This is a genomic window from Brevundimonas sp. NIBR11 (assembly GCF_027912535.1).
Classification (GTDB): domain Bacteria; phylum Pseudomonadota; class Alphaproteobacteria; order Caulobacterales; family Caulobacteraceae; genus Brevundimonas.
This window is the reverse complement of the sequence record NZ_CP115465.1, coordinates 891,526-911,205: the sequence shown is the minus strand read 5'-3', so window position 1 is coordinate 911,205 and position 19,680 is coordinate 891,526. Positions and strand designations below refer to the sequence as shown.

At 66.7% G+C, this 19,680-nt stretch carries 20 protein-coding genes and 2 tRNA genes; 17 read left to right on the top strand and 5 right to left on the bottom strand.

From position 1 onward, the window contains the following. The first annotated feature begins 272 nt into the window (after positions 1-272). Positions 273-1,331, top strand: a complete 1,059-nt coding sequence (locus tag O5O43_RS04350) for an IPTL-CTERM sorting domain-containing protein (RefSeq protein ID WP_271085695.1) — start codon at positions 273-275, stop codon at positions 1,329-1,331. 102 nt (positions 1,332-1,433) lie between these two features. On the opposite strand, the gene O5O43_RS04345 is transcribed toward O5O43_RS04350, so the two are convergent. Beyond that, a complete protein-coding gene (locus O5O43_RS04345; RefSeq protein WP_271085694.1) occupies positions 1,434-3,017 on the bottom strand; it encodes a PAS domain-containing hybrid sensor histidine kinase/response regulator in 1,584 nt (527 codons plus the stop codon). 61 nt (positions 3,018-3,078) lie between these two features. After that, positions 3,079-3,795: a lipoyl(octanoyl) transferase LipB gene (gene lipB / locus O5O43_RS04340; RefSeq protein WP_271085693.1), complete on the bottom strand. Its 717-nt coding sequence runs from the start codon at positions 3,793-3,795 to the stop codon at positions 3,079-3,081. 76 nt (positions 3,796-3,871) lie between these two features. Between lipB and O5O43_RS04335 the strand changes: the two genes are divergently transcribed. The 8 genes from O5O43_RS04335 to O5O43_RS04300 all read left to right on the top strand — a co-directional run bounded on the left by O5O43_RS04335 (position 3,872) and on the right by O5O43_RS04300 (position 10,415). Next, positions 3,872-4,123 (top strand): FliM/FliN family flagellar motor switch protein, encoded by a 252-nt coding sequence (locus O5O43_RS04335; protein WP_271085692.1) that lies wholly within the window; start codon positions 3,872-3,874, stop codon positions 4,121-4,123. Between the two features lie 50 nt (positions 4,124-4,173). Then, a tRNA-Leu gene (locus tag O5O43_RS04330) sits at positions 4,174-4,258 on the top strand. A gap of 142 nt (positions 4,259-4,400) precedes the next feature. Next, on the top strand, positions 4,401-5,810 hold the full coding sequence (gene mgtE / locus O5O43_RS04325) for a magnesium transporter (RefSeq protein WP_271085691.1): 1,410 nt from the start codon (positions 4,401-4,403) through the stop codon (positions 5,808-5,810). A 78-nt stretch (positions 5,811-5,888) separates the two neighbouring features. Further along, positions 5,889-7,553 carry a glycoside hydrolase family protein gene (locus O5O43_RS04320; protein WP_271085690.1) on the top strand — a complete coding sequence of 555 codons (1,665 nt, stop codon included), beginning with the start codon at positions 5,889-5,891 and terminating at the stop codon, positions 7,551-7,553. A 43-nt stretch (positions 7,554-7,596) separates the two neighbouring features. After that, the gene (locus O5O43_RS04315; RefSeq protein WP_271085689.1) at positions 7,597-8,760 is read left to right on the top strand and encodes an isovaleryl-CoA dehydrogenase; all 1,164 of its coding nucleotides are present in this window, start codon (positions 7,597-7,599) and stop codon (positions 8,758-8,760) included. A 48-nt stretch (positions 8,761-8,808) separates the two neighbouring features. Beyond that, positions 8,809-9,003: a DUF3008 family protein gene (locus O5O43_RS04310; RefSeq protein ID WP_271085688.1), complete on the top strand. Its 195-nt coding sequence runs from the start codon at positions 8,809-8,811 to the stop codon at positions 9,001-9,003. 40 nt (positions 9,004-9,043) lie between these two features. Next, complete coding sequence (locus tag O5O43_RS04305) at positions 9,044-9,679, top strand: exopolysaccharide biosynthesis protein (protein WP_271085687.1); 636 nt, start codon at positions 9,044-9,046, stop codon at positions 9,677-9,679. A 76-nt stretch (positions 9,680-9,755) separates the two neighbouring features. Next, on the top strand, positions 9,756-10,415 hold the full coding sequence (locus O5O43_RS04300; protein WP_271085686.1) for an exopolysaccharide biosynthesis protein: 660 nt from the start codon (positions 9,756-9,758) through the stop codon (positions 10,413-10,415). Positions 10,416-10,833: 418 nt separating this feature from the next. On the opposite strand, the gene O5O43_RS04295 is transcribed toward O5O43_RS04300, so the two are convergent. The 3 genes from O5O43_RS04295 to flbT all read right to left on the bottom strand — a co-directional run bounded on the left by O5O43_RS04295 (position 10,834) and on the right by flbT (position 12,599). Beyond that, positions 10,834-11,664: a flagellin gene (locus O5O43_RS04295; protein ID WP_271085685.1), complete on the bottom strand. Its 831-nt coding sequence runs from the start codon at positions 11,662-11,664 to the stop codon at positions 10,834-10,836. A gap of 189 nt (positions 11,665-11,853) precedes the next feature. After that, complete coding sequence (gene flaF, locus O5O43_RS04290; protein ID WP_271086381.1) at positions 11,854-12,219, bottom strand: flagellar biosynthesis regulator FlaF; 366 nt, start codon at positions 12,217-12,219, stop codon at positions 11,854-11,856. After that, positions 12,216-12,599, bottom strand: a complete 384-nt coding sequence (gene flbT, locus O5O43_RS04285; protein WP_271085684.1) for a flagellar biosynthesis repressor FlbT — start codon at positions 12,597-12,599, stop codon at positions 12,216-12,218. Before flbT ends, flaF begins: the two co-directional genes overlap by 4 nt. Before the next feature lie 141 nt (positions 12,600-12,740). On the opposite strand from flbT, the gene O5O43_RS04280 reads away from it, so the two are divergent. The 8 genes from O5O43_RS04280 to O5O43_RS04245 all read left to right on the top strand — a co-directional run bounded on the left by O5O43_RS04280 (position 12,741) and on the right by O5O43_RS04245 (position 19,668). After that, positions 12,741-14,528: a tetratricopeptide repeat protein gene (locus tag O5O43_RS04280; RefSeq protein ID WP_271085683.1), complete on the top strand. Its 1,788-nt coding sequence runs from the start codon at positions 12,741-12,743 to the stop codon at positions 14,526-14,528. Between the two features lie 741 nt (positions 14,529-15,269). Next, positions 15,270-15,692 (top strand): hypothetical protein, encoded by a 423-nt coding sequence (locus O5O43_RS04275; RefSeq protein ID WP_271085682.1) that lies wholly within the window; start codon positions 15,270-15,272, stop codon positions 15,690-15,692. Continuing rightward, positions 15,689-15,904: a hypothetical protein gene (locus O5O43_RS04270; RefSeq protein WP_271085681.1), complete on the top strand. Its 216-nt coding sequence runs from the start codon at positions 15,689-15,691 to the stop codon at positions 15,902-15,904. The genes O5O43_RS04275 and O5O43_RS04270 overlap by 4 nt, the downstream gene beginning before the upstream one ends. Positions 15,905-15,968: 64 nt before the next feature. Beyond that, positions 15,969-16,841: a MoxR family ATPase gene (locus tag O5O43_RS04265; RefSeq protein ID WP_271085680.1), complete on the top strand. Its 873-nt coding sequence runs from the start codon at positions 15,969-15,971 to the stop codon at positions 16,839-16,841. 115 nt (positions 16,842-16,956) lie between these two features. Beyond that, the gene (locus O5O43_RS04260; protein ID WP_271085679.1) at positions 16,957-17,829 is read left to right on the top strand and encodes a methyltransferase type 11; all 873 of its coding nucleotides are present in this window, start codon (positions 16,957-16,959) and stop codon (positions 17,827-17,829) included. 130 nt (positions 17,830-17,959) lie between these two features. Then, entirely contained in the window at positions 17,960-18,553 is a 594-nt protein-coding gene (locus O5O43_RS04255) for an HD family hydrolase (RefSeq protein WP_271086380.1), read from the top strand. A gap of 4 nt (positions 18,554-18,557) precedes the next feature. After that, the gene (locus O5O43_RS04250; protein WP_271085678.1) at positions 18,558-19,490 is read left to right on the top strand and encodes an NAD regulator; all 933 of its coding nucleotides are present in this window, start codon (positions 18,558-18,560) and stop codon (positions 19,488-19,490) included. Between the two features lie 88 nt (positions 19,491-19,578). Continuing rightward, positions 19,579-19,668: transfer RNA gene (locus O5O43_RS04245), tRNA-Ser, on the top strand. The last annotated feature ends 12 nt before the right edge of the window (positions 19,669-19,680 follow it).

Here is a 19,680-nt window from a genome sequence, read left to right as displayed (position 1 = left end):
GTCCCGTTCTGGACGACTACCGCAAGATCGCTTTCGACCCGTTGCGGCCCCTCGTCGTCTCCGGAGCCACGGAAAGGGCTTCTCAGTATGGATCAGCCCGCGCGGTCCGCCACAGGCGGCTAGGGGATCAGCAAAGGCCGACCCGGTATGCCATCCTACATGCGGCAGCGCCAAAAGTCAGTCGCCGCAGCCCGATGCCATTGACAAATCGAGAAAAAATCGACGTTACATCATAGTGATGGGGCAGCCCCATTCTTACAAGGGGGGACATCATGCTCACGAGATTTCGCGCACTGTTAGCCGGGCTGATTGTGCTGGGATGGACCAGCGCAGCAGCGGCCCAAACTGCCTACATAACGAACAACGGGGCCAACACCGTATCTGTGATCAACACGGTCACCAACACGGTGACGCAGACCGTCACCGTAGGCGCGAACCCCTACGGCGTCGCGATCAGTCCGGACGCTGCCTCGGTTTATATCACCAACTCTGGCGGCAATACCGTCTCTGTGATCGATACGTCGACAAAGACTGTCTTGGCCACGATCGGTGTGGGCGCTTTCCCTGTCAGCGCGGCTTTCAATCCGTCGGGATCACGCGCCTACGTCGCAAACTACAATGGACAGACTCTCTCGGTTATCGACACCGGCACGAGGTCGTTGATTGCGACGATCGCACTAGGCGGTCGACCCGTCGGCGTCGCCGTCACCCCGAATGGCGGTCGGGTCCTCGTGTCCATCGATAACACAAGTTCGGTGACGATCATCGACACCGCCACCAATGGTGTGGTCGGCAATGTTCCGGTTGGAAACAACCCATTCGGCCTCGTTGTCAGCGCCGATGGCAGCACGGCATATACCGCCAACATCGGCGCCGGAACGGTGTCAGTCGTCAACGTTGCGGCTGGAACGCTAACCTCGACCTATACCGTCGGGACCAGCCCTATCGCGCTTGCGATCACACCAGACGGGTCTCGCCTGTATGTATCGAACCTCAACGGTAATACGGTGTCGGTCCTGAATGCCGCCACTGGGGCGCTCATCGCAACAGTGCCGGTGCCGAGCGCACCTCTCGGGGTGTCTATTACCCCGGACGGAAGTCGAGCTTACGTCGCTCGTCGAGACGCCAACGCTGTGGCGGTCATCAATACAGCCACAAATACCGTCACCACGTCGGTTCCCGTGGGGAATCAGCCGCACGCCTTCGGACAATTCATTGCTGCCGCGCCCCAGCCTGTTCCAACACTGTCGGAATGGGCCCTGTTCGCGTTTGGGACGATTCTCGCGGCGGGCGCTGCGCTCTACATCCAGCGTCGCCGCCTCATTGCCTAACGATTGAAGCCTGAAATTTGGACGGCCCCGCCAGCGACGACGGGGCCGTCTGCATGTCCGCTAACCAACCCTGGCTGACCTGCTGAACATCCGCTTCTCGCCCTAATCCATCACCGCCTGCGCGATCCCCGCCAACAGGCTGGCCGCCGTCACAGGCTTGGCGACGTGCAGGTCCGCGCCGGCGGCCAGCGCCTCGTAGCGGTGCTCGGCCATGGCGTTGGCGCTCAGCATGATGATCGGCGTACGCATTCCCACGCGTTCGGCGGCCCGGATCGCGCGCGTGGCGGACAGGCCGTCCATGACCGGCATCTGCATGTCCATCAGGATCACGTCGAAGCGCGATCGCCCGGCCGCCTCGACGGCCAGGGCGCCGTTCTCGACCGTCACCACCTCGGCTCCCGCCGAGCCCAGGATCAGTTGAACCACCCGCTGGTTCGTCGGATGATCCTCGGCCAGCAGGATGCGCAGCGACCGTTCGGGCATGATGAGCGGGACAGGCCCGGTCGCCGTCGGCGGCGCCAGGCCGTCGTATTCCTCAAGCGCCACGACCCTTTGCAACGGCAGGGTCAGGGTGAAGACCGAGCCTTGCCCCGGTGTCGACCGCGCCCCGACCGATCCCCCCATCAGCTCGGCGAGAGACCGGCAGATCGACAGCCCCAGTCCCGTGCCCCCGAACCGCCGCGTGATCGACGTATCCGCCTGATTGAACCGCTGGAACAGGGTCGCCCCCGTGGCCGCGTCGAAGCCGACCCCGGTGTCCGATACCGCGAAGGTCAGGACGCCCTCGCCCACCCCCTCGCCGGCCACGTCCCAGTCGACCGTGACCGTGCCCTCGGACGTGAACTTCACCGCATTGGACAAGAGGTTGCCGACGATCTGTCCGATCCGGGTGCTGTCGCCCATGAAGACGCCGCGCGCGCCCGGACCCTGACGCTCCTCGAACATCAGCCCCTTTTCGGCGGCGCGGCTGTGCGACAGGTCGATGATCCCGGCCAGGGCCTCGCCCAGGTCGAACGGGCGGGATTCGAAATCCAGCCGCCCGGCCTCGATCTTGGAAACGTCCAGAATGTCGGAGACCAGTCGCTCCAGCGTGACCCCGGCGTTCTGGATCAGGTCGACCATCTCGCGCTGTTCCGGCGTCAGTTCGGTGCGTCGCAGGCTGTCGACGATGCCAATCACCCCGTTCAGCGGCGTACGGATCTCATGGCTCATATTGGCCAGGAAATCGGTCTTGGCCTTGCTGGCCTCCTCCGCCGCCGCCTTGGCCTCGAGCAGGGCCCGGTCGGCCGCGACGCGGTCGCTGACGTCGCGCGCCACGCCATAGATGCGGTCGCCGAAGCGATGGGCGCGCCATTCGACGGTGCGATAGCCGCCGTTCTTGTGGCGGTAGCGATTGATCTGCCCCCGCACCGGCGCCCCGGCGCCCCGCGTCTCGACCTCCCGCGCGCTCGCCAGGGTCTCGGCCAGATCGTCGGGATGGACGAAGTCCAGCAGACGCCGCCCCTCCATCTCGTCCGGCCGCCATCCCAGGTGGGTCTGCCACGACCGGCTCGCGCGGACCACCGTGCCGTCCAGCGCGCGGATGACCAGCATGTCCAGGGAGACGTCGAAGAAGGTCGTCAGGTCGCTGGAGGCCGAAGACGCGATCGGGGTCTGTGCAGCGAGCGCTGCCCTCGATCCGTCCATGACACAAACCCTCGACTCAGTGGCCAACTGCACGAAACCGTACAGTACAGGCCTTAAGTCTCTATTTCGTAGGCGCCAGATTCGCCGCTGCGCCAAAAACGCGCAGGAAGCTGGCCTTCAGGGCGGCGTCCGCCTCGTCCATCGTCGCCGTGACGCCGAGATCGAGCAGACTGGTGACGCCGTGCTCGGCGATGCCGCACGGCACGATGCCGCCGAAATGGTCGAGATCGGGTTCGACGTTCAGGCTGACGCCGTGAAAGCTGACCCACTTCCGCACCTTGACGCCGATCGCTGCGATCTTGTCTTCGCGCGACCAACCCGAACCCTTGCGCTCGACCCAGACGCCGACCCTGCCGTCGCGGACGTCCGCCTCGACCCCGAACTGGTCCAGCGCCCCGATCAGCCACTGCTCCAGCCCGCGCACGAAGCCGCGCACGTCCTTGCCGCGCCGGTTCAGGTCCAGCATGACATAGGCCACCCGCTGGCCCGGCCCGTGATAGGTGAACTGCCCGCCCCGCCCCGTCCGGTGCACCGGGAACCGACCCGCGTCGATCAGGTCGTCGTCCTTGGCCGAGACGCCGGCGGTGTAGAGCGGCGGATGTTCCAGCAACCACACCCGCTCGGCGGCCTCGCCGGCCGCGATCCGGGCCACCCTCGCCTCCATCTCGGCCACGGCCTCTTCGTAGGGCACGTAACCGGGCGCCACGACCCATTCGACGGGGCGGCCGTCGCTGCGAATCAGCGGGGAAACGGCAGGGCTTAACGGGTCGGCAAGCATGATCGCCCCAATGTGTCCCCGAGGGCCGCCAATGCAAGACCAGTCGTCTGTGCCCTCCAGCGTATCCGGAGAGACCTTGAGCCAGATCGAAGCCGTAGACGTCGAATTGTCGGTCGTCCTGGGTCGCTCCGTGCTGCCCATGTCCCAGCTTCTGAAGATGGGTCGCGGCGCCGTGATTCCGCTGAACGCCTCCGAGCACGACGAAGTCTGGATCCTCGCCAACAACCACCCCGTCGCCCGCGGCCAGATCGAAATCCGCGAGGACCGCATCGCCATCACCGTGACGCGCCCCGCCGATGTCTACGACTTCATGGCCGGCGCCGCCTAAGCCCCTTCCCTTCCCCGTCACACTCCGCTATCAGCGCGCCTCCGATGCGAGCGGTCGTGGCGGAATTGGTAGACGCGCAGCGTTGAGGTCGCTGTGGGGCAACCCGTGGAAGTTCGAGTCTTCTCGACCGCACCATTGTTCACGCACCCGGCGGAGCACTACCGGCCCTGCCTTCCCGGTGCGTGAAAACAAAAATCGGGATTGGGCTGACCAATCCTGCACAAGGGATACAATCGGCGCGATCGGCTGATTCACATCGAGAGAGGGGGGCGACTCCATGAGCGAACGCACCGCTGCTCTCGATCCCGACGTCATCGAAGACCACGAAGCGCTCGACGAGGACTATGTCCTGACGGCGTCCTTCGTCGAGAAGGTGGTCGACGCCGCCGACGACGGCGACGGCATTCGCCTTCGGTCCCTGCTCGAAGATCTGCATCCCGCAGATGTCGCCGATCTGATGGGCTTCCTGACGGCCGAGCATCGCGCCGTGGTGGTCTTGTGGCTGCCGCCCGAGCTACTGGCCGACACCCTGCCCGAACTCGACGACGGCATCCGTGAGGAAGTGCTGGAGCGCGTCCCCAACGCCACCTTGGCCGAGGCGCTTCAGGAACTGGATTCCGACGACGCCGCCGCTGTGGTCGAGGACCTGGAAGACGATCAGCGCGAACAGGTTCTGGCCGCCATGCCGGCGACCGACCGCGCCGCCATCGAGAGCTCCCTGGGCTACGCCGAGGACACCGCCGGCCGCCTGATGCAGCGCGAGGTCATGGCCGCGCCCCAGTTCTGGACCGTCGGCGACACCATCGACCACGTCCGCGCCCAAGGCGAGGACCTGCCCGAACTCTTCTTCGACATCTATGTCGTCGATCCGCTGAACCGCCCCGTCGGCGGGATCCCAATCTCGGGTCTTCTGCGCGCCGCCCGTTCGGTGAAGCTCCTGGACCTGATGGAGCCGGTCAACGAAATCGCCGCCGACACCGATCAGGAAGAGGTCGCCTACGTCTTCGAGAAATACCACCTGATCTCGGCGCCCGTCATCGACGCGGCCGGACGGCTAGTCGGCCAGATCACGGTCGATGACATCGTCAACATCATCCAGGAAGAGAACCGCGAGGACATCCTGCGCCTCGCCGGCGTCTCCGACGAGGACCGCGGCTCTTCGGTGCCCGAAATCGTGCGCGGCCGCGTGCCTTGGCTGGCCATCAATCTGTTCACCGCCGTCATCGGCGCCAGCGTCATCGGCTGGTTTGAAGGCACGATCCAGCAGATCGTCGCCTTGGCCATCCTGATGCCGATCGTCTCGGCCATCGGCGGCAACGCGGGCACCCAGGCCCTGACCGTCACCGTGCGCGCCCTCGCCACCCGCGAGTTGAACAGTTCGAACGCGCCCCGCACCTTCGTGCGCGAACTGGTCGTCGGCATGGCCAACGGCCTGATCCTGGCCCCCCTGATCGGCCTGGCGACGGCCCTCTGGTTCCGGGACGAGAACTGGAAGATCGGTCTGGTCATCGGGACCGCCATGGTTCTGAACCTGATCGTGGCCGCCACCGTTGGGGTGCTGACCCCTCTGACCCTGTCCAAGCTGAAGTTCGACCCGGCCGTTTCCTCGGCCGTCTTCGTCACGGCGACGACGGATTTCTTTGGGTTCCTCATCTTCCTCGGCCTCGCGACCCTCGTCCTGCTGTAGAAACGAGTTCGACCGGCGCGGTGTTTGCTCGCTCCCCTGTGGGGCGACCGCGCCCTGTCTCGATTTGGGTCATTTCCGTTGTCCGACGCCGCCAGACAGAACCTGAAGGTCTCCCGCGAGGGGATCGTCCTGATCAAGAGTTTCGAGGGTTTCCGCCCCCGAGCGATCCAGCGCGAGGAGGGCGGCTGGGTCATCGGCTACGGCCACACTGTCTCCGCGCGCGAAGGCGCCACGGTGTCGGAAGCCGACGCCGAACTCCTGCTGCGCTACGATCTCCTGCCGGTCGAGAAGTCGGTGAACGAGACCGTCCCCGCCGCGCTGAACCAGCATCAGTTCGACGCCCTGGTCAGCTTCGCCTTCTCGGTCGGGGTCGACGAGTTCGTCGCGTCCGACGTTTGCAGGCGCCTGAACGCCGGATCGCCGGGCGAGGCCGCCGACGCCATGATGGGTTGGCCCGAGCCTGCCCTGCCGGAAACGGCCCTGCGCCGTCGCGCCGCTGAGCGCGCCCTGTTCGTGGCCAATCCGGGCGCGCCCGTCGCCCTGTCCGACCTCCTCAGCGCCCCCCTGCCCCCGCCCGGCGTCGGCCAGCCCCTCGAGGCGACCGCCGACAAGCCGGCGGTCGAGATCGCCTTCCAGCCTGTAGCCGAAACTTCCGCCGCCCATGCGGAGCCGATGGACGTGCGCGGCGCCGCCGTCGCGGCCCTGCTCGGCGAAGCCCCCGCCCGCCTCGTTCAGGGCGAGACCTCGTTGGCCGACGCCGAGACGATCGCGCCCGGGACGGTCGAGGCGCCCTCGCCGTCCAACGACAATCCGCCCGCCGAGGCTCCTGCGTTCGAAGAGGCCGCCCTAGCGCCCGAAGAGGGTGTCACCGCCAAGGCCGATCAGCCCTCGCCGGAAGCCGACGATGAAGCCGTCGTCGCCGAAACGACGCCTGCTGACGAAGCGACCGACGACTCGGCCCCAGAGGTCGTCGCGGAAGACGCCCTGCCGCCCGCTCCGCCTGCACCGGTCGAAGGCTCCGCCTGGGCCGCCGCACGGTATGCGCCGTACAACTCGGTCATGGTGGGTCCCCTCCCCTATCTGCGTCCGGCGACGCCCGTCGAGGAGCCGATCCAGCCCGACCCCGTCTCGATCGCCCACGCCGTGGCCGAAGTCGCCCTGCCTGAACCGGAGGCCGCCCCGCCGCCGGAGGTCGAACCGGCGCCCAGCGAAGGCGCCGCTTTCGAAACGGAGACCGCCCCCGTCTTCGCCGAGGCCGCCCCGACCGAGGTCGAGACCTGGGTGGAGCCCCTCCGCATCGAACGCCCGCCCTACTTCGCCGCCCAGGTCGACGCGGCGCCGATCGCCGAACTGGTCCTGACCCCGCTGGAGGACGCGCCCGAGCCCGCCTTCGAACGTCCCTTGTGGACTCCCGAGCCGCGCGACGAACCCGACGGCTCAGAGAACAACCTCTTCGGCGAGGACCTGACCCTGACCGGGGGAGGATCGATTTTGCGCCACGAGATCGAGTTCGAAGCCCCGGCCAAGTTCGACTGGAGCGAGACCGGACCCTTCATCTTCATGGGCGGCGTGGGCCTGGTGTCCTTCGGCGCCTCGATGGCGGCCTTCCGCCGTGCGGCGGAACAGTCGGGCGGCGGCGACCTGACCATCATCGGCTGGGTCCTGGCCCTGATCGGCCTGGCCTGCGTCGGCGTCTCCTCGGTGAACCTGTACCGCAAGTTCGGCCTGCCGGGCGGGGACTGACACCCCTCCCCAGCCGACAGGGGATCGTGCTACCTCGCTCGCCATGAGCATTCCGAACGCACCCCAATCGATGGATTTCGGCCTCGGCGAGAACGCCGACATGATCCGCGAGACCACCGCCCGCTGGGCCGCCGACCGCTTGGCCCCGCGCGCCGCCGAGATCGACGAGACCAACACCTTCGCCCGCGACCTGTGGCCCGAGATGGGCGAACTGGGCCTGCACGGCATCACGGTCGAGGAAGAGTACGGCGGCCTCGGCATGGGCTATCTCGAACACGTCGTGGCGATGGAAGAAGTTTCCCGCGCCTCCGCCTCGATCGGTCTCTCCTACGGCGCCCACTCCAACCTGTGCGTCAACCAGATCCGCCGTTGGGGCAACCCTGAGCAGAAGCAGAAATACCTGCCCAAACTGATCTCCGGCGAACACCTGGGCTCGCTCGCCATGTCCGAGGCCGGCTCCGGCTCCGACGTCATGTCCATGCGGACCCGGGCCGAGAAGAAGGGCGACCGCTACGTCCTGAACGGGACCAAATTCTGGATCACCAACTCCCCGACCGCCGACACCCTGGTCGTCTATGCCCGCACGGGCGAAGGCAACGGCGGCGTCACCACCTTCCTGATCGAGAAGGGAATGAAGGGCTTCAGCGTCTCCAAGAAGCTCGACAAGATGGGCATGCGCGGCTCCGACACGGCCGAACTGGTGTTCGAAGACTGCGAGGTCCCGGAAGAGAACGTCATGGGTCCTGTAGGCGGCGGCGCCGGCGTCCTCATGTCGGGGCTCGACTACGAGCGCACCGTCCTGTCGGGCGGTCCCTTGGGCATCATGCAGGCGGCCCTCGACGTCGTCCTGCCCTACGTCCGTGAGCGCAAGCAGTTCGGCAAGGCCATCGGCTCCTTCCAGCTAATGCAGGCCAAGGTCGCCGACATGTACGTCGCCCTCAACTCCGCCCGCACCTACGTCTACGCCGTGGCCAAGGCCTGCGACGCCGGCAAGACCACCCGCTACGACGCCGCCGGCGCGATTCTTCTGGCCTCCGAGAACGCCGTGAAGGTCTCGTTGGAAGCCGTCCAGGCCCTCGGCGGCGCGGGCTACACCAAGGAGTGGCCCGTCGAACGCCTCGTCCGCGACGCCAAGCTTTACGACATCGGAGCCGGCACCAACGAGATCCGCCGCTTCCTGATCGGGCGGGAGCTGCTGGGGTCGTAGGAACCCCCTCGGCGGCGAACGGTTGGAACTCCGGAAGGAGACTGAACCATGCCCGCCAAATCCGCAGCCCAGCAGAAAGCCGCCGGGGCCGCCCTGTCCGCCCTGTCCGCCAAGCGAGGCGACACGCCCAAGTCGAAGCTCAAGGGCGCCTCGAAACAGATGGCGGAGTCCATGACTGAGAAGCAGCTCGAGGACTTCGCCCATACCAAGCGCAAGGGCAAGCCCGAGCACGTCGAGGATTGATCCACTCGAAACCGACGCGGTTCCGCTCCAGGCTCGCGCCGTGAGCTTCACGGAGACCTCGACCGGTCGTCCCCGCCGCTTCTCCGACACCCTGGAGCGGCTGGGAGCCCATGGCGGCGAAAAGCTCTACCTCGGCGAGATCGTGCAGGCGTTCGGGGACCGGGCGTTCGGCGCCGTCATGCTCCTGTTCGCCGTCGTCAACCTGCTCCCCTGGCCGCCCGGGGGCACCACCCTGACCGGCGCGCCGCTTCTGTTCGTGTCCGCCGAACTGGCCTGGGGCCGCGACAGTCTCTGGCTTCCGAACTGGCTGGCCCGCGCCTCGGTCAAACGCGAAACCTTTCGAACCCTCAGCGGCCGTTTGATGAAGGTCATCCGGTTCTCCGAGGCCCTGTCGCGCCCGCGCCTCTATTTCCTCACCGGCCGCCTGGGTCAGGGTCTGATCGGCCTGGCCTGTCTGATCCTCTCCGCCGTCCTCGTTCTTCCGGTCTTCGGCGGCAACCTGATTCCGGCCATAGCGATCGGCTTCTTCTCGCTCGGCATCATGCAGCGCGACGGTCTGGCCGTCCTGCTGGGCTGGATCATGACGGGCGTGACAGTGGCGGTTTTGATCCTCGCCTGGAAACTGGTCGTCGCCGGTTTCAGCGCCGGGTTCGGCTGGATCACCGGGATTTTCTAGTTCTGTCGCATTGTTAAGTGGCGGCGACGCAGGGTCGTGGCTAGATGGCTTTCACACCTCGCCGAGCCCGTGCCTGATGCCAGACTACGACTATCAGAGCGACACGCGGCCCTTCTCCCAGGTGCTGGACGACATCGGCGCCAAGGCAGACCCGAAGCTCTATCTGGGCGAGCTGGTCAATGCGTTCGGGGAACGCGGCTTCGGGGCCATGATGGTCTTCTTCGGTCTGATCAACGCCATCGCCTCCCCCATACCAGGATCGACCACCATCCTGGGCGCGCCGATGCTGCTGATCTGCCTTCAGCTGGTCATCCGCCGCGACCAGCTCTGGATGCCGAGGTGGGCTCTAAACTCGAGCCTGCCGCGCGACAACTACCGCGCCACGATCGGCAAGGTGAGGAAACCCCTGCTGTTCATCGAGCGGCTGTCCAGACCCCGCTTCAGCTTCCTGAGCGGCGAGGTCGCGGAGGTTCTGATCGGCGTCGTCTCCAGCCTTCTGACCGTCATCGTCATGCTGCCCATCTTCGGCGGCAACCTGTTCCCGTCGCTTTTCGTCGCCCTGTTCGGCTTCGGCCTGATGCAGCGCGACGGCGTCCTGATCGGCGCCGCCTGGGTCGGGGTCGCCGGGTTCTGCATCTTCGTCTGGGCCGCTTGGGAGCTGATCTCCCGCCTCTTTCTCGCCAGCGCCGACTGGTTCGTCCAGGCCGGCCACTGGGTGCAGGGGCTGTTCTCGTAGTTCGCGCTCAAGCAGCGAGGCTCCGCGAGCCGAGCGGTAGCGCCCTCAAGCAAAAAGGCCCGCCGGATTGCTCCGGCGGGCCCCATTGTCGGACCGCGTACGGCCTGACCGATAACTCAGCCTGACTCTGCGCTCAGGCAGCCCGAAGGGGCGTCAGCGCGCAAAGGAAGTAATCAGGCCCGGACCTCGTGGGAGGACCAAGCTTCGGTCACCGTACGGGTTTGGGACAATGAGATCACTTGATCACCTCCTTTCGACTGTTGAACAGGACCTTCAAGGTAGGGTCGCTTCGGCCCTTCCGCAAAGGCCCCCTCCGCATTTCGTGATCCCGCGCTCAGGCGCGAGACGCCGCGCGTCGAGCGGTAGCGCTCTTCGACGAACAAGAACGCCGGGGAGCCTTGGCTCCCCGGCGTCGCTCTTACGAGCGGAACAGCGACAGAAGGATCTGCGGCGACTGGTTGGCGATGCCCAGCGCCTGCACGCCCAGCTGCTGCTTCGTCTGCAGCGACTGGAGCTTGGCGCTTTCCTTCGCCAGATCGGCGTCCACCAGATTGCCGACCCCCGATTCCAGCGCGTCCGTCAGCTTGCCGACGAAGGTGCGATGGGTCTCCAGGGCCTTCGACTTCGTACCCAGACGCGCCAGCGCGGAGGACACGTTGTCGATGGAGGCGTTCACCAGACCCAGGGCCGTGGTGGCCAGGGTCGAGGTCCCGATGGTCGTGGTCGCGGCGACGGTGACGTTCGTCGACCCCAGCGACAGCACCTCGGGGGTGACCGTCATGGAGGCGGTGCCCGCCGCATTGGCCAGAGCCTGGAAGCCGGTCGCGCCCGTCTTCAGAAGGTTGACCCCGTTGAAGTCGGCGTTTGCGGCAACCGTGTTGATCTGGTCGCGGATGGCTTTGAAGTCTTCGTTCAGCGCTTTCCTCGATGCCGTCGACAGCGACTTGTCGGTCGCCGCCAGTGCCTTCTCCTTCAGTTGCAGCAAGAGATCAGAGATGCTCTCGCCGGCCGCCAGGCTCACGTCCACCGCCGAAATACCGCGGTCGAGCGAGGTTTTGACCGCGTTCAACGCACCGATATCGGCTCGTTGGCCCTGGGCGATCGCCCAGATGGCCCCGTTGTCCTTGGCGTTGGAGACCTTTTTCCCGGTGTTGATGCGGGTCTGGGTCATCGCCAGATCGGCGTTGGTGGCGTTCAGGTTTTGCAGCGCGACCATCGCGCCGAGGTTGGTGTTGACCGAGTTGGCCATGGTGAATTCCTTCCATTCTGGTCGGGGTGACGGCCTTCTGGCCGATGAACCGGTTCTGGTCCTGCGCGCGGTCTCGCAAGGACCGCGCCGGGCCGATCAGATTGAAAGAATGGAGAAAGTTCTCTGGCGGCGGCGGCGCTCGGCAATTTCTCGCCGGTCAGCGCCGCACTTTGCCCACTGAGGGCGGTCTCAGGCCGCCTGCTGACCCTGGGGCGCCAGGCCCTGCATGATCGAGCGGTTGATGTCGATCAGGGTCTCGAAATCTTCCTCGCCGCGCATCACGGCCGAGGAGTGGCGTCCGACGAACAAGCTGATCGAGATGATCTGCGCCTTCAGCGGATTGTTCAGCTGGTTGTCGCTGTCCGAGCAGTCGGTGGCCAGCACCGACCAGAGGCGGCGGTTCCAGTCCAAAGCGTCGATCCGGGTCTTCACGTCCGACTTGTCGACGGTCGCGGCGTGCATCAGGGCGCGCGTGACCTGGCCGAACAGCCGGTACTCCATCTCGCGCGGCGTCTCGGTCCGGTTCGACGTCTGGGCGTAGGCCTTCAGCATCAGGTCAGGCTTTCCTCGTAGTCGACGATCTTCCGCGCGCTCATCAGCGCCTTGTAGTATTCGCGCGACATGACGTGTTTGGACGTCTGCACGCACTCCATCATGATCTCGGGGTTGCGCGTCGCGCTCATGAACTCGGTCAGGCGGGTGACGAACTCGTCATAGACCTTGGGCGCGGCGCTCTCGTCCAGGTACATCATCATGACCGGGAAATAGATGCGCTTGGCCGGGGTCGTGACCTCCTCGACCTGCATGATGTCCTTCTCGCGCAGGACCGAGGCCTTGTTCTGCAGGATCAACACGCCGCGGCGGTCGCCGTTCTGCACGACGGCGCCGTTCAGGACGAACTTCTCCCCCGGCTTCAAAGACAGCTTCAACGGCATGAGCGCCCTCCCTGGCGTCCGGCTGGGCCTGACATAGCCGAGCGGTGACTGACGCAGCCTAAACAGCCGTGGTTAACCATGTGTTCTGGAGCATGGCCGTATTCACCCTTAACGCGCCCTCATTCTCGTTCGAGACCCCGCATGCCCGTCGTCGATTCCACCCCTTCCGAACTGGCGCTCGGCCACATGCCGATGGCTCAGGGGGCGGCCGGAGACGCCGCCTCCCCCGCCGCGATCCGTCGCCTGTCGCACGCCCTCGCCGACAGGAAGGGTCCCAACCTCAAGGCGCAGAAGAAGACCCTCGAACAGCTGAAGGCCGCTGTCGCCTCCATCCGCGTCGGCGACTATGACGCGGGCGCCCGTCGCGCCCTGGCCATCCTTCAGGTCGACGAACAGAACGGCCTCGCCTGGCACGTCCTGGCCATCTGTCGCGAGAAGTCGGGCCATCTGTCGGAGGCGCTGAACGCCTACGACGCCGCCCTGCGCATCCTGCCCGAGGACGCCAACATCGCCCACGACCTGGCCCGTCTGGCCCAGCGCCTGGGCCATCTCGACATCGCCGAGAAGCTGCTACGCAAATTCCTGGCCGTGGAGCCCGGCCATATCGAGGGCACCAACAACCTCGCCTGCGTCCTGCGCGACCAGAAACGTTATCAGGAGGCGATCGACGCCCTGCGCGACCTGATCCAGATCGAACAGACCAATCCGACCCTCTGGAACACCCTGGGCACCGTCCTCAGCGACCAGGGCCAGATGCGCGAATCCCTGACCTTCTTCAACGAGTCCCTGCGTCTCGATCCGACCTTCGCCAAGGCCCGCTACAACCGCGCCAACGCCCTCCAGCCTCTGGGCGAGCCCGCCCGGGCGCTGGACGACCTCAACGAGGCCCTGAAGGGCGCCGAGACCCCCTACGAACACGCCATGATGCGCATGGCCAAGGCCATGACCCTGATGGGCATGGGCCGACTCAAGGAAGGCTTCGAGGAATACGAGGTCCGCCTCGACCCCGAAATGCCCGAGGCGATGCACGTCGTCGTCGACGCCCCGCGCTGGGATCCGGAGACCGAAGAGATCCGTGGCAAACGCCTGCTGGTCGTCGGCGAACAGGGCATCGCCGACGAGATGGTCTTCGGCGCCTGCCTGCCCGATGTCATCGACGCCGTGGGTCCGGACGGCAAGGTCTTCATCGCCGTCGAACCCCGCCTCGTCGACCTCTACCAGCGCAGCTTCCCGACCGCCGTCGTCGGCGGCCACCGCGCCGTCCGCCTCGAAGGCCGCCTGACCCGCTACTGCCCCTTCATGGAGGAGATCGGCGAGACGGAGGGTAAGGCCGACTGCTGGATCCCGATGGCCAGCCTCTGCACCGTCTACCGCCAGGACATTTCCGACTTCCCCGACCGCGACGGCTACCTGGTTCCCGACCCGGCCAAGGTCGCCCGCTGGAAGTCGGAACTCGAGGGCCTCGGCCCCGGCCTCAAGGTCGGCCTGCACTGGAAGTCGCTGGTCCTGACCGGCGTCCGCGCCCGCTACTTCTCCAGCTTCGAACGCTGGAAGCCGGTCCTGACCGCGCCCGGCTGCGTCATGGTCAACCTTCAGTGCGGCGATGTCACCGAGGACCTCGCCGCCGCCGAGGCCGCCGGGGTGAAGATCTGGACCCCGCCGATGAACCTGAAGGACGACCTGGACGACCTCGCCGCCCTGTCCAATGCGCTCGACCTGGTCATCGGCCCGGGCATCGCCGGCACCAACATGGCCGCCGCCTCAGGCGCCCGCACCTGGCTCATCCATGCGCCCGACGACTGGCACCTCCTGAACACCGACCACTATCCCTTCTACCCCCGCGTCCGCACCTTCGCGACCGGCGGCTTCGACGGCTGGCCGAGAGCCATCGCGGAGGTCAGGGCCGCGCTGGAGGCGGAGATTAAGTAACCCTCTGAGAGCCGTCAGGCGCTCAGACTTGCGCGAAAGGGTGAGGGGTCAACCTGTCCTTCGGCGTAAGCCGTCGCACTGCCACGGCTCACGCCGACTTCGACACCAGCCCCTCACCCTTTCGGGTTTGCGGATCGCTCCGCTCTCCGAACCTCAAGCCCTCTCCCGCCGGGAGAGGGTCCAAGCGTCGATACCCATCAACGAATGCCCGAATTCGTCCAGCGAATTCAACGCCCGGCTCCATTTAAGCCCATTATCGCAGGCGCCCCTCAAACCGGGCGTACACTCTTTCCCATCCCGTCGTTGGGGAAGGCGTCCTGGGCCCAGGACCCGGACGTGCGGCGGGCCGATCGTAGCGGGGTTGTCCGAGGGGCGTGAAACCTCGGAGCCCGGCGGGCCTGAGCCCGCCGCCCGTCGCGGGCCTATCGCCTGAGGGTCCAAAGGACCCGGGACCTGTGGTCAATCCTCGCCGAGGCGATGATGCGGACCCCTCCCGGGGTGTCCGTACACCCGCTGGGCGACGCTCGCGGACCCGGTCGGGGACGGAGCCTTCGGCGCGAGCCGAAAAACATTCATCGGTCCCCGTAACGCGAAAGCAGGGGGCCATCTCGGTTCCGGGCGACCGCCCAGGCTCCGTCGACTTCCCCAACCCGTTCGCAGCGGAGGAGCGATGTCCGCTGTCCGACACCCGGAACGCCCCTCCCCGCCCCGACGTTGAACCTTCACAACAGGGAGGCTCCCATGCCCGATATCGACCAGTCCGAAGCGTTCGACGAGGACAACAACGACGCCTCCGAAACCGGCGGCGTCACCAACGAGTTCAAGACTTTCGAGGAAATGCCTGACGTGCTCGACGTCACCACCGCCGACGGCGACGCCGACGAGGATGAGTTCGACGAGGACGATCAGGACCTCGACGATACGCTCAGCGCGGACGGGGTCGAACCCGACGCCGACGCCCTGTACGGCGCGGACGGCGCCCGCATCAATGAACTCGATCTCGGCGCCGACGAGCCCGGCGAGGGCGAAGTCGAACTCGTCTATTCCGGCCTGATGGAAGACGCGCGCGGGGCCCAGGCCTCGGCCGCTCACTGGGAGGCCAAGACCCTGTCGGACGACGACATCGAAGACCTGGGCTACGGCCCGGAAGGAGAGGAAAAATGACTGACTCGACCCAACCCACCGGCAAGCCGCGCGATCCGGACCACGACGTCGACACCCCGCACGCCCGTCGCGCGGACCGTCTGGAAGGCAAGCCCGACCAGTTGAACGAAAAGCACGGCGACGCCGAAGACCGTCAGGAAGCTCTGATCGATGAGGGCATCGACGAGACCTTCCCCGCCTCGGACCCGGTGTCGGCCAAGCGGATCACCTGAAACTGATCGTTGTTAACCGGCCGCGCCCTCGGTAGTCGTGGTTCTCGAAACCACGGAGCATCCGATGTCGCGGCCGCAAGACCGGTTCGAGGGCACCTCGAACTATATCGCCACCCAGGACCTTAAGATCGCGGTCAACGCCGCCGTCGCCCTCGAGCGGCCTCTGCTGATCAAGGGCGAGCCCGGCACCGGCAAGACCGTCCTCGCCTATGAGATGGCGCGGGCGCTGAACGCTCCCCTGATCACCTGGCACATCAAATCGACGACCAAGGCCCACAACGGTCTCTACGAATACGACGCCGTCAGCCGTCTGCGCGACTCGCAACTCGGCGAGGAGCGGGTCCACGACGTCCGCAACTACCTCAAGCCCGGCAAGCTGTGGGAGGCCTTCACCTCCGATGTCCGCCCCATCCTGCTGATCGACGAGATCGACAAGGCCGATATCGAGTTCCCCAACGACCTCCTCCAGGAGCTCGACCGTATGGAGTTCTACGTCCACGAGACCGACGAGACGATCCGCGCCGCCGTCCGCCCCATCGTCGTCATCACCTCGAACAACGAGAAGGAGCTGCCCGACGCCTTCCTGCGCCGCTGCTTCTTCCACTACATCCGCTTCCCCGACGACGAGACGATGAAGGCGATCGTCGAGGTCCACTTCCCGGGCATCAAACCGCGCCTGGTCTCCGAGGCGCTCAAGACCTTCTACGAGATCCGCGACACGCCGGGCCTGAAGAAGAAGCCGTCCACCTCCGAACTGCTGGACTGGCTGAAGCTGCTGATGGTCGACGATGTTCAGCCCGAAACCCTGCGTGAGACCAGCCCCAACAAGCTGATCCCTCCCCTCCACGGCGCCCTTCTCAAGAACGAACAGGACGTCCACCTGTTCGAGCGCCTGGCCTTCCTCAATCGTCGCGAAGGCTCGCGCCCCGGAGTTTGAGAAAAGACGCAATCGCGTCATTCGGCGGACAGATATCGTCAGATCGATTACCGCGATTTCACTGGAATAGTATCGGATGCTGTTCAAGATGAAGGCCTGAAGAGGAACCCTGTTGATGCGACTGCTTCTCGCCTCCATCTGCACAGCCTGCCTGATGACGGCGGCCTGCGACGGCGATTCCGTGCGGATCTCGTCGACCACGACCGATACGGACGCCAAGGGCATCCTGAAGGTCGTCAACACCCTGCAATGCCCTGAGGCGATCGGCGTCCTCACCCGCAAGGGCACCGCTCACGCCGGCGGCGCGACCTGCCTCTACAGCGGCCCGCGCGGCGCCGAGGTCTCGCTGCAGCTGATCACCGTCAGCGACCAGACCGTGGACGCCGTCCTGCAGCGGTTCGAGAGCACCCTGTCCGCCGACATGCCGCACACCACGGCCGAACTCCGCGCCTCCGCCGATGCGGCCGCCGCCCAGACCGCCGCCGACAACGCCCAGGTCCAGGCCGATATCGCCGCGACAGAGGCTGACACCGCCGCCGCCGCCGCGGACGCCGCCGGCGACCGCGCCTCGGTCAGCGCCCCCGGCGTAAACATCCAGGCCGATGGCGACCGGGCCCGCGTCCGCCTCCCCGGCGTCCGCATCGACGCCGACGGCGACAAGGCCAGCGTCAACATCGCCGGCTTCCACATCAATGCCGACGACAGCAGCCAGAATGTCGAAATGGCCTCCTCCGACGAGAGCGTCAGCATCCAGGCCCATGACAACGCCGCCGAGATCCGCACACGCGCTCCCGGCGAGGCCACCCGCCGCACCTATATGCTGACCGATTCCCGCCCCGCCGACGACGGCTGGCGCCTGGTCGGCTACGAGGCGCGGGGTCCGGTCGGCGGCCCCATCGTCATCGCCACCGTCCGCGCAAAGGACCGCAACTCGGACGGGGTCTTCGATTCCGCCAAGGATCTGGTGACCCTGAACGTCGGCGAATAGGCGCACTGACGCTTGATCCGGCCGCCGGGATGGGTCACCTGACCTGCCGTTCGCCGTCTGGATCACCGCCTTGGCCTCTGCCCCCTCCCCTCGCGCTTCCAAGACACCCGCTCCCCGGGCCTGGCAGCGGATGCTCTCGGGCCGACGCCTCGATCTGCTGGATCCCTCGCCGTTCGACATCGAGATCGAGGACATCGCACACGGCCTGGCCCGCGTGGCCCGCTGGAACGGCCAGACCCTCGGCGAGCACGCCTTCTCGGTCGCCCAGCACTCCTGCGTCGTCGAGGAGATCGCCGCCCACATCAAGCCGGGACTGGAGCCCAAATGGCGTCTCGCCGCCCTGCTCCACGACGCCTCGGAGTACGTCATCGGCGACATGATCTCGCCCTTCAAGGCGGCCCTGGGCGTCAGCTACAAATCCTTCGAGGCTCGGCTGGAAGACGCCATCCACGTGCGCTTCGGCCTGCCGCCCAAGACGCCCCAGCCGATCAAGAAGCTGATCAAGAGCGCCGACCGGGCCTGCGCCTTCTTCGAAGCCACTCAGCTGGCCGGCTTCAGCGAAACCGAAGCGCTCGGCTTCTTCGGCGCCCCGCCCCCCGGCTACGACCTCGTCATCGATCCCCTGCCCCCCCCGATCGCCCAGCAGCGCTACCTCGAGCGCTATCGCATCCTCGCCGAGGCTGTGGGCATCCTGCCCGCCGCCGACGCCTGGCACACGGAATAGCGGCATGCGTTGGGGCGGAGAGCATGGGGTCCGGATCGGCCTGTCCGCCGTCGTCATGGCCCTGCGCTCCGGCCGCCTGTGCGTCCTCACCACCGAGACCCCCGAGCACGAATTGGCTTTGCCCTTCGGCCCGTTCGACCCCGCCGAGGATCGCACATTCGAACGCGCCCTGCGATCCTTCGTGACGGCCCAGACCGGCTTCGGCCTCGGATTCGTCGAACAGCTTTACACCTTCGGCGACGCGGGCCGCGCCGCGCCGCGTCCCACCCCAGGACCTGATCGCCAGCGCGAGGTCTCGGTCGGCTACCTCGCCCTGACCGCCGACGCCGTCGACATGGCCCCGCCCGGCGCCCGCTGGACCCCGGCGCTCGAAATCTTCCCCTGGGAGGACCGCCGCGTTGCGGCGGCCGCCCCGATCGTCGAAGCCCTGACCGCCTGGGCCGACGGCGACCCGCGTCGTGTCGAACGCATCGAAGCCCTGTTCGCCACGTCGCCTTCGGCCCGCTGGGACGAGACCCGCGTCCTGGAACGCTACGAGTTGCTCTACGAAGCCGGTCTGGTCGCCGAGGCCGCCCGCGACCGCGACGACGCCGCGCCGCTCGACCTGTCGGATCGTCCCATGGCCTCCGACCACCGTCGCATCCTGGCGACCGGCTTGGGCCGCCTCCGCAGCAAGCTGCGCTATCGCCCTGTCCTGTTCGAGCTGACACCGGACACCTTCACCCTCTCCGCCCTCCAGGCCGCCGCGGAGGCCGTCGTGGGCCTGAACCTGCACAAGCAGAACTTCCGCCGCGGCGTCGAACGAACGGGCCTTGTCGAGCCCACCGGCCGCCTCTCCACCGGCACCGGGGGCCGGCCGGCGGAGCTGTTCCGCTTCACCGGCGCCGGCCCCCGCGACGGCCAGGCCCCGGGCCTCGCCCTGCCTGCGCTTCGCTAGACGGAAAATCGTCCAGACCCGCTTGCGGCGCGGGCCTCACCCCATTAGAGAAGCCGCTCGCTGTCGACCAAGCGCACTACGGCCCCGCGGAGAGGTGGCAGAGTGGTCGAATGTACCGCACTCGAAATGCGGCGTGCCTTTACGGGTACCGTGGGTTCGAATCCCACCCTCTCCGCCACCGTCTTCTAGG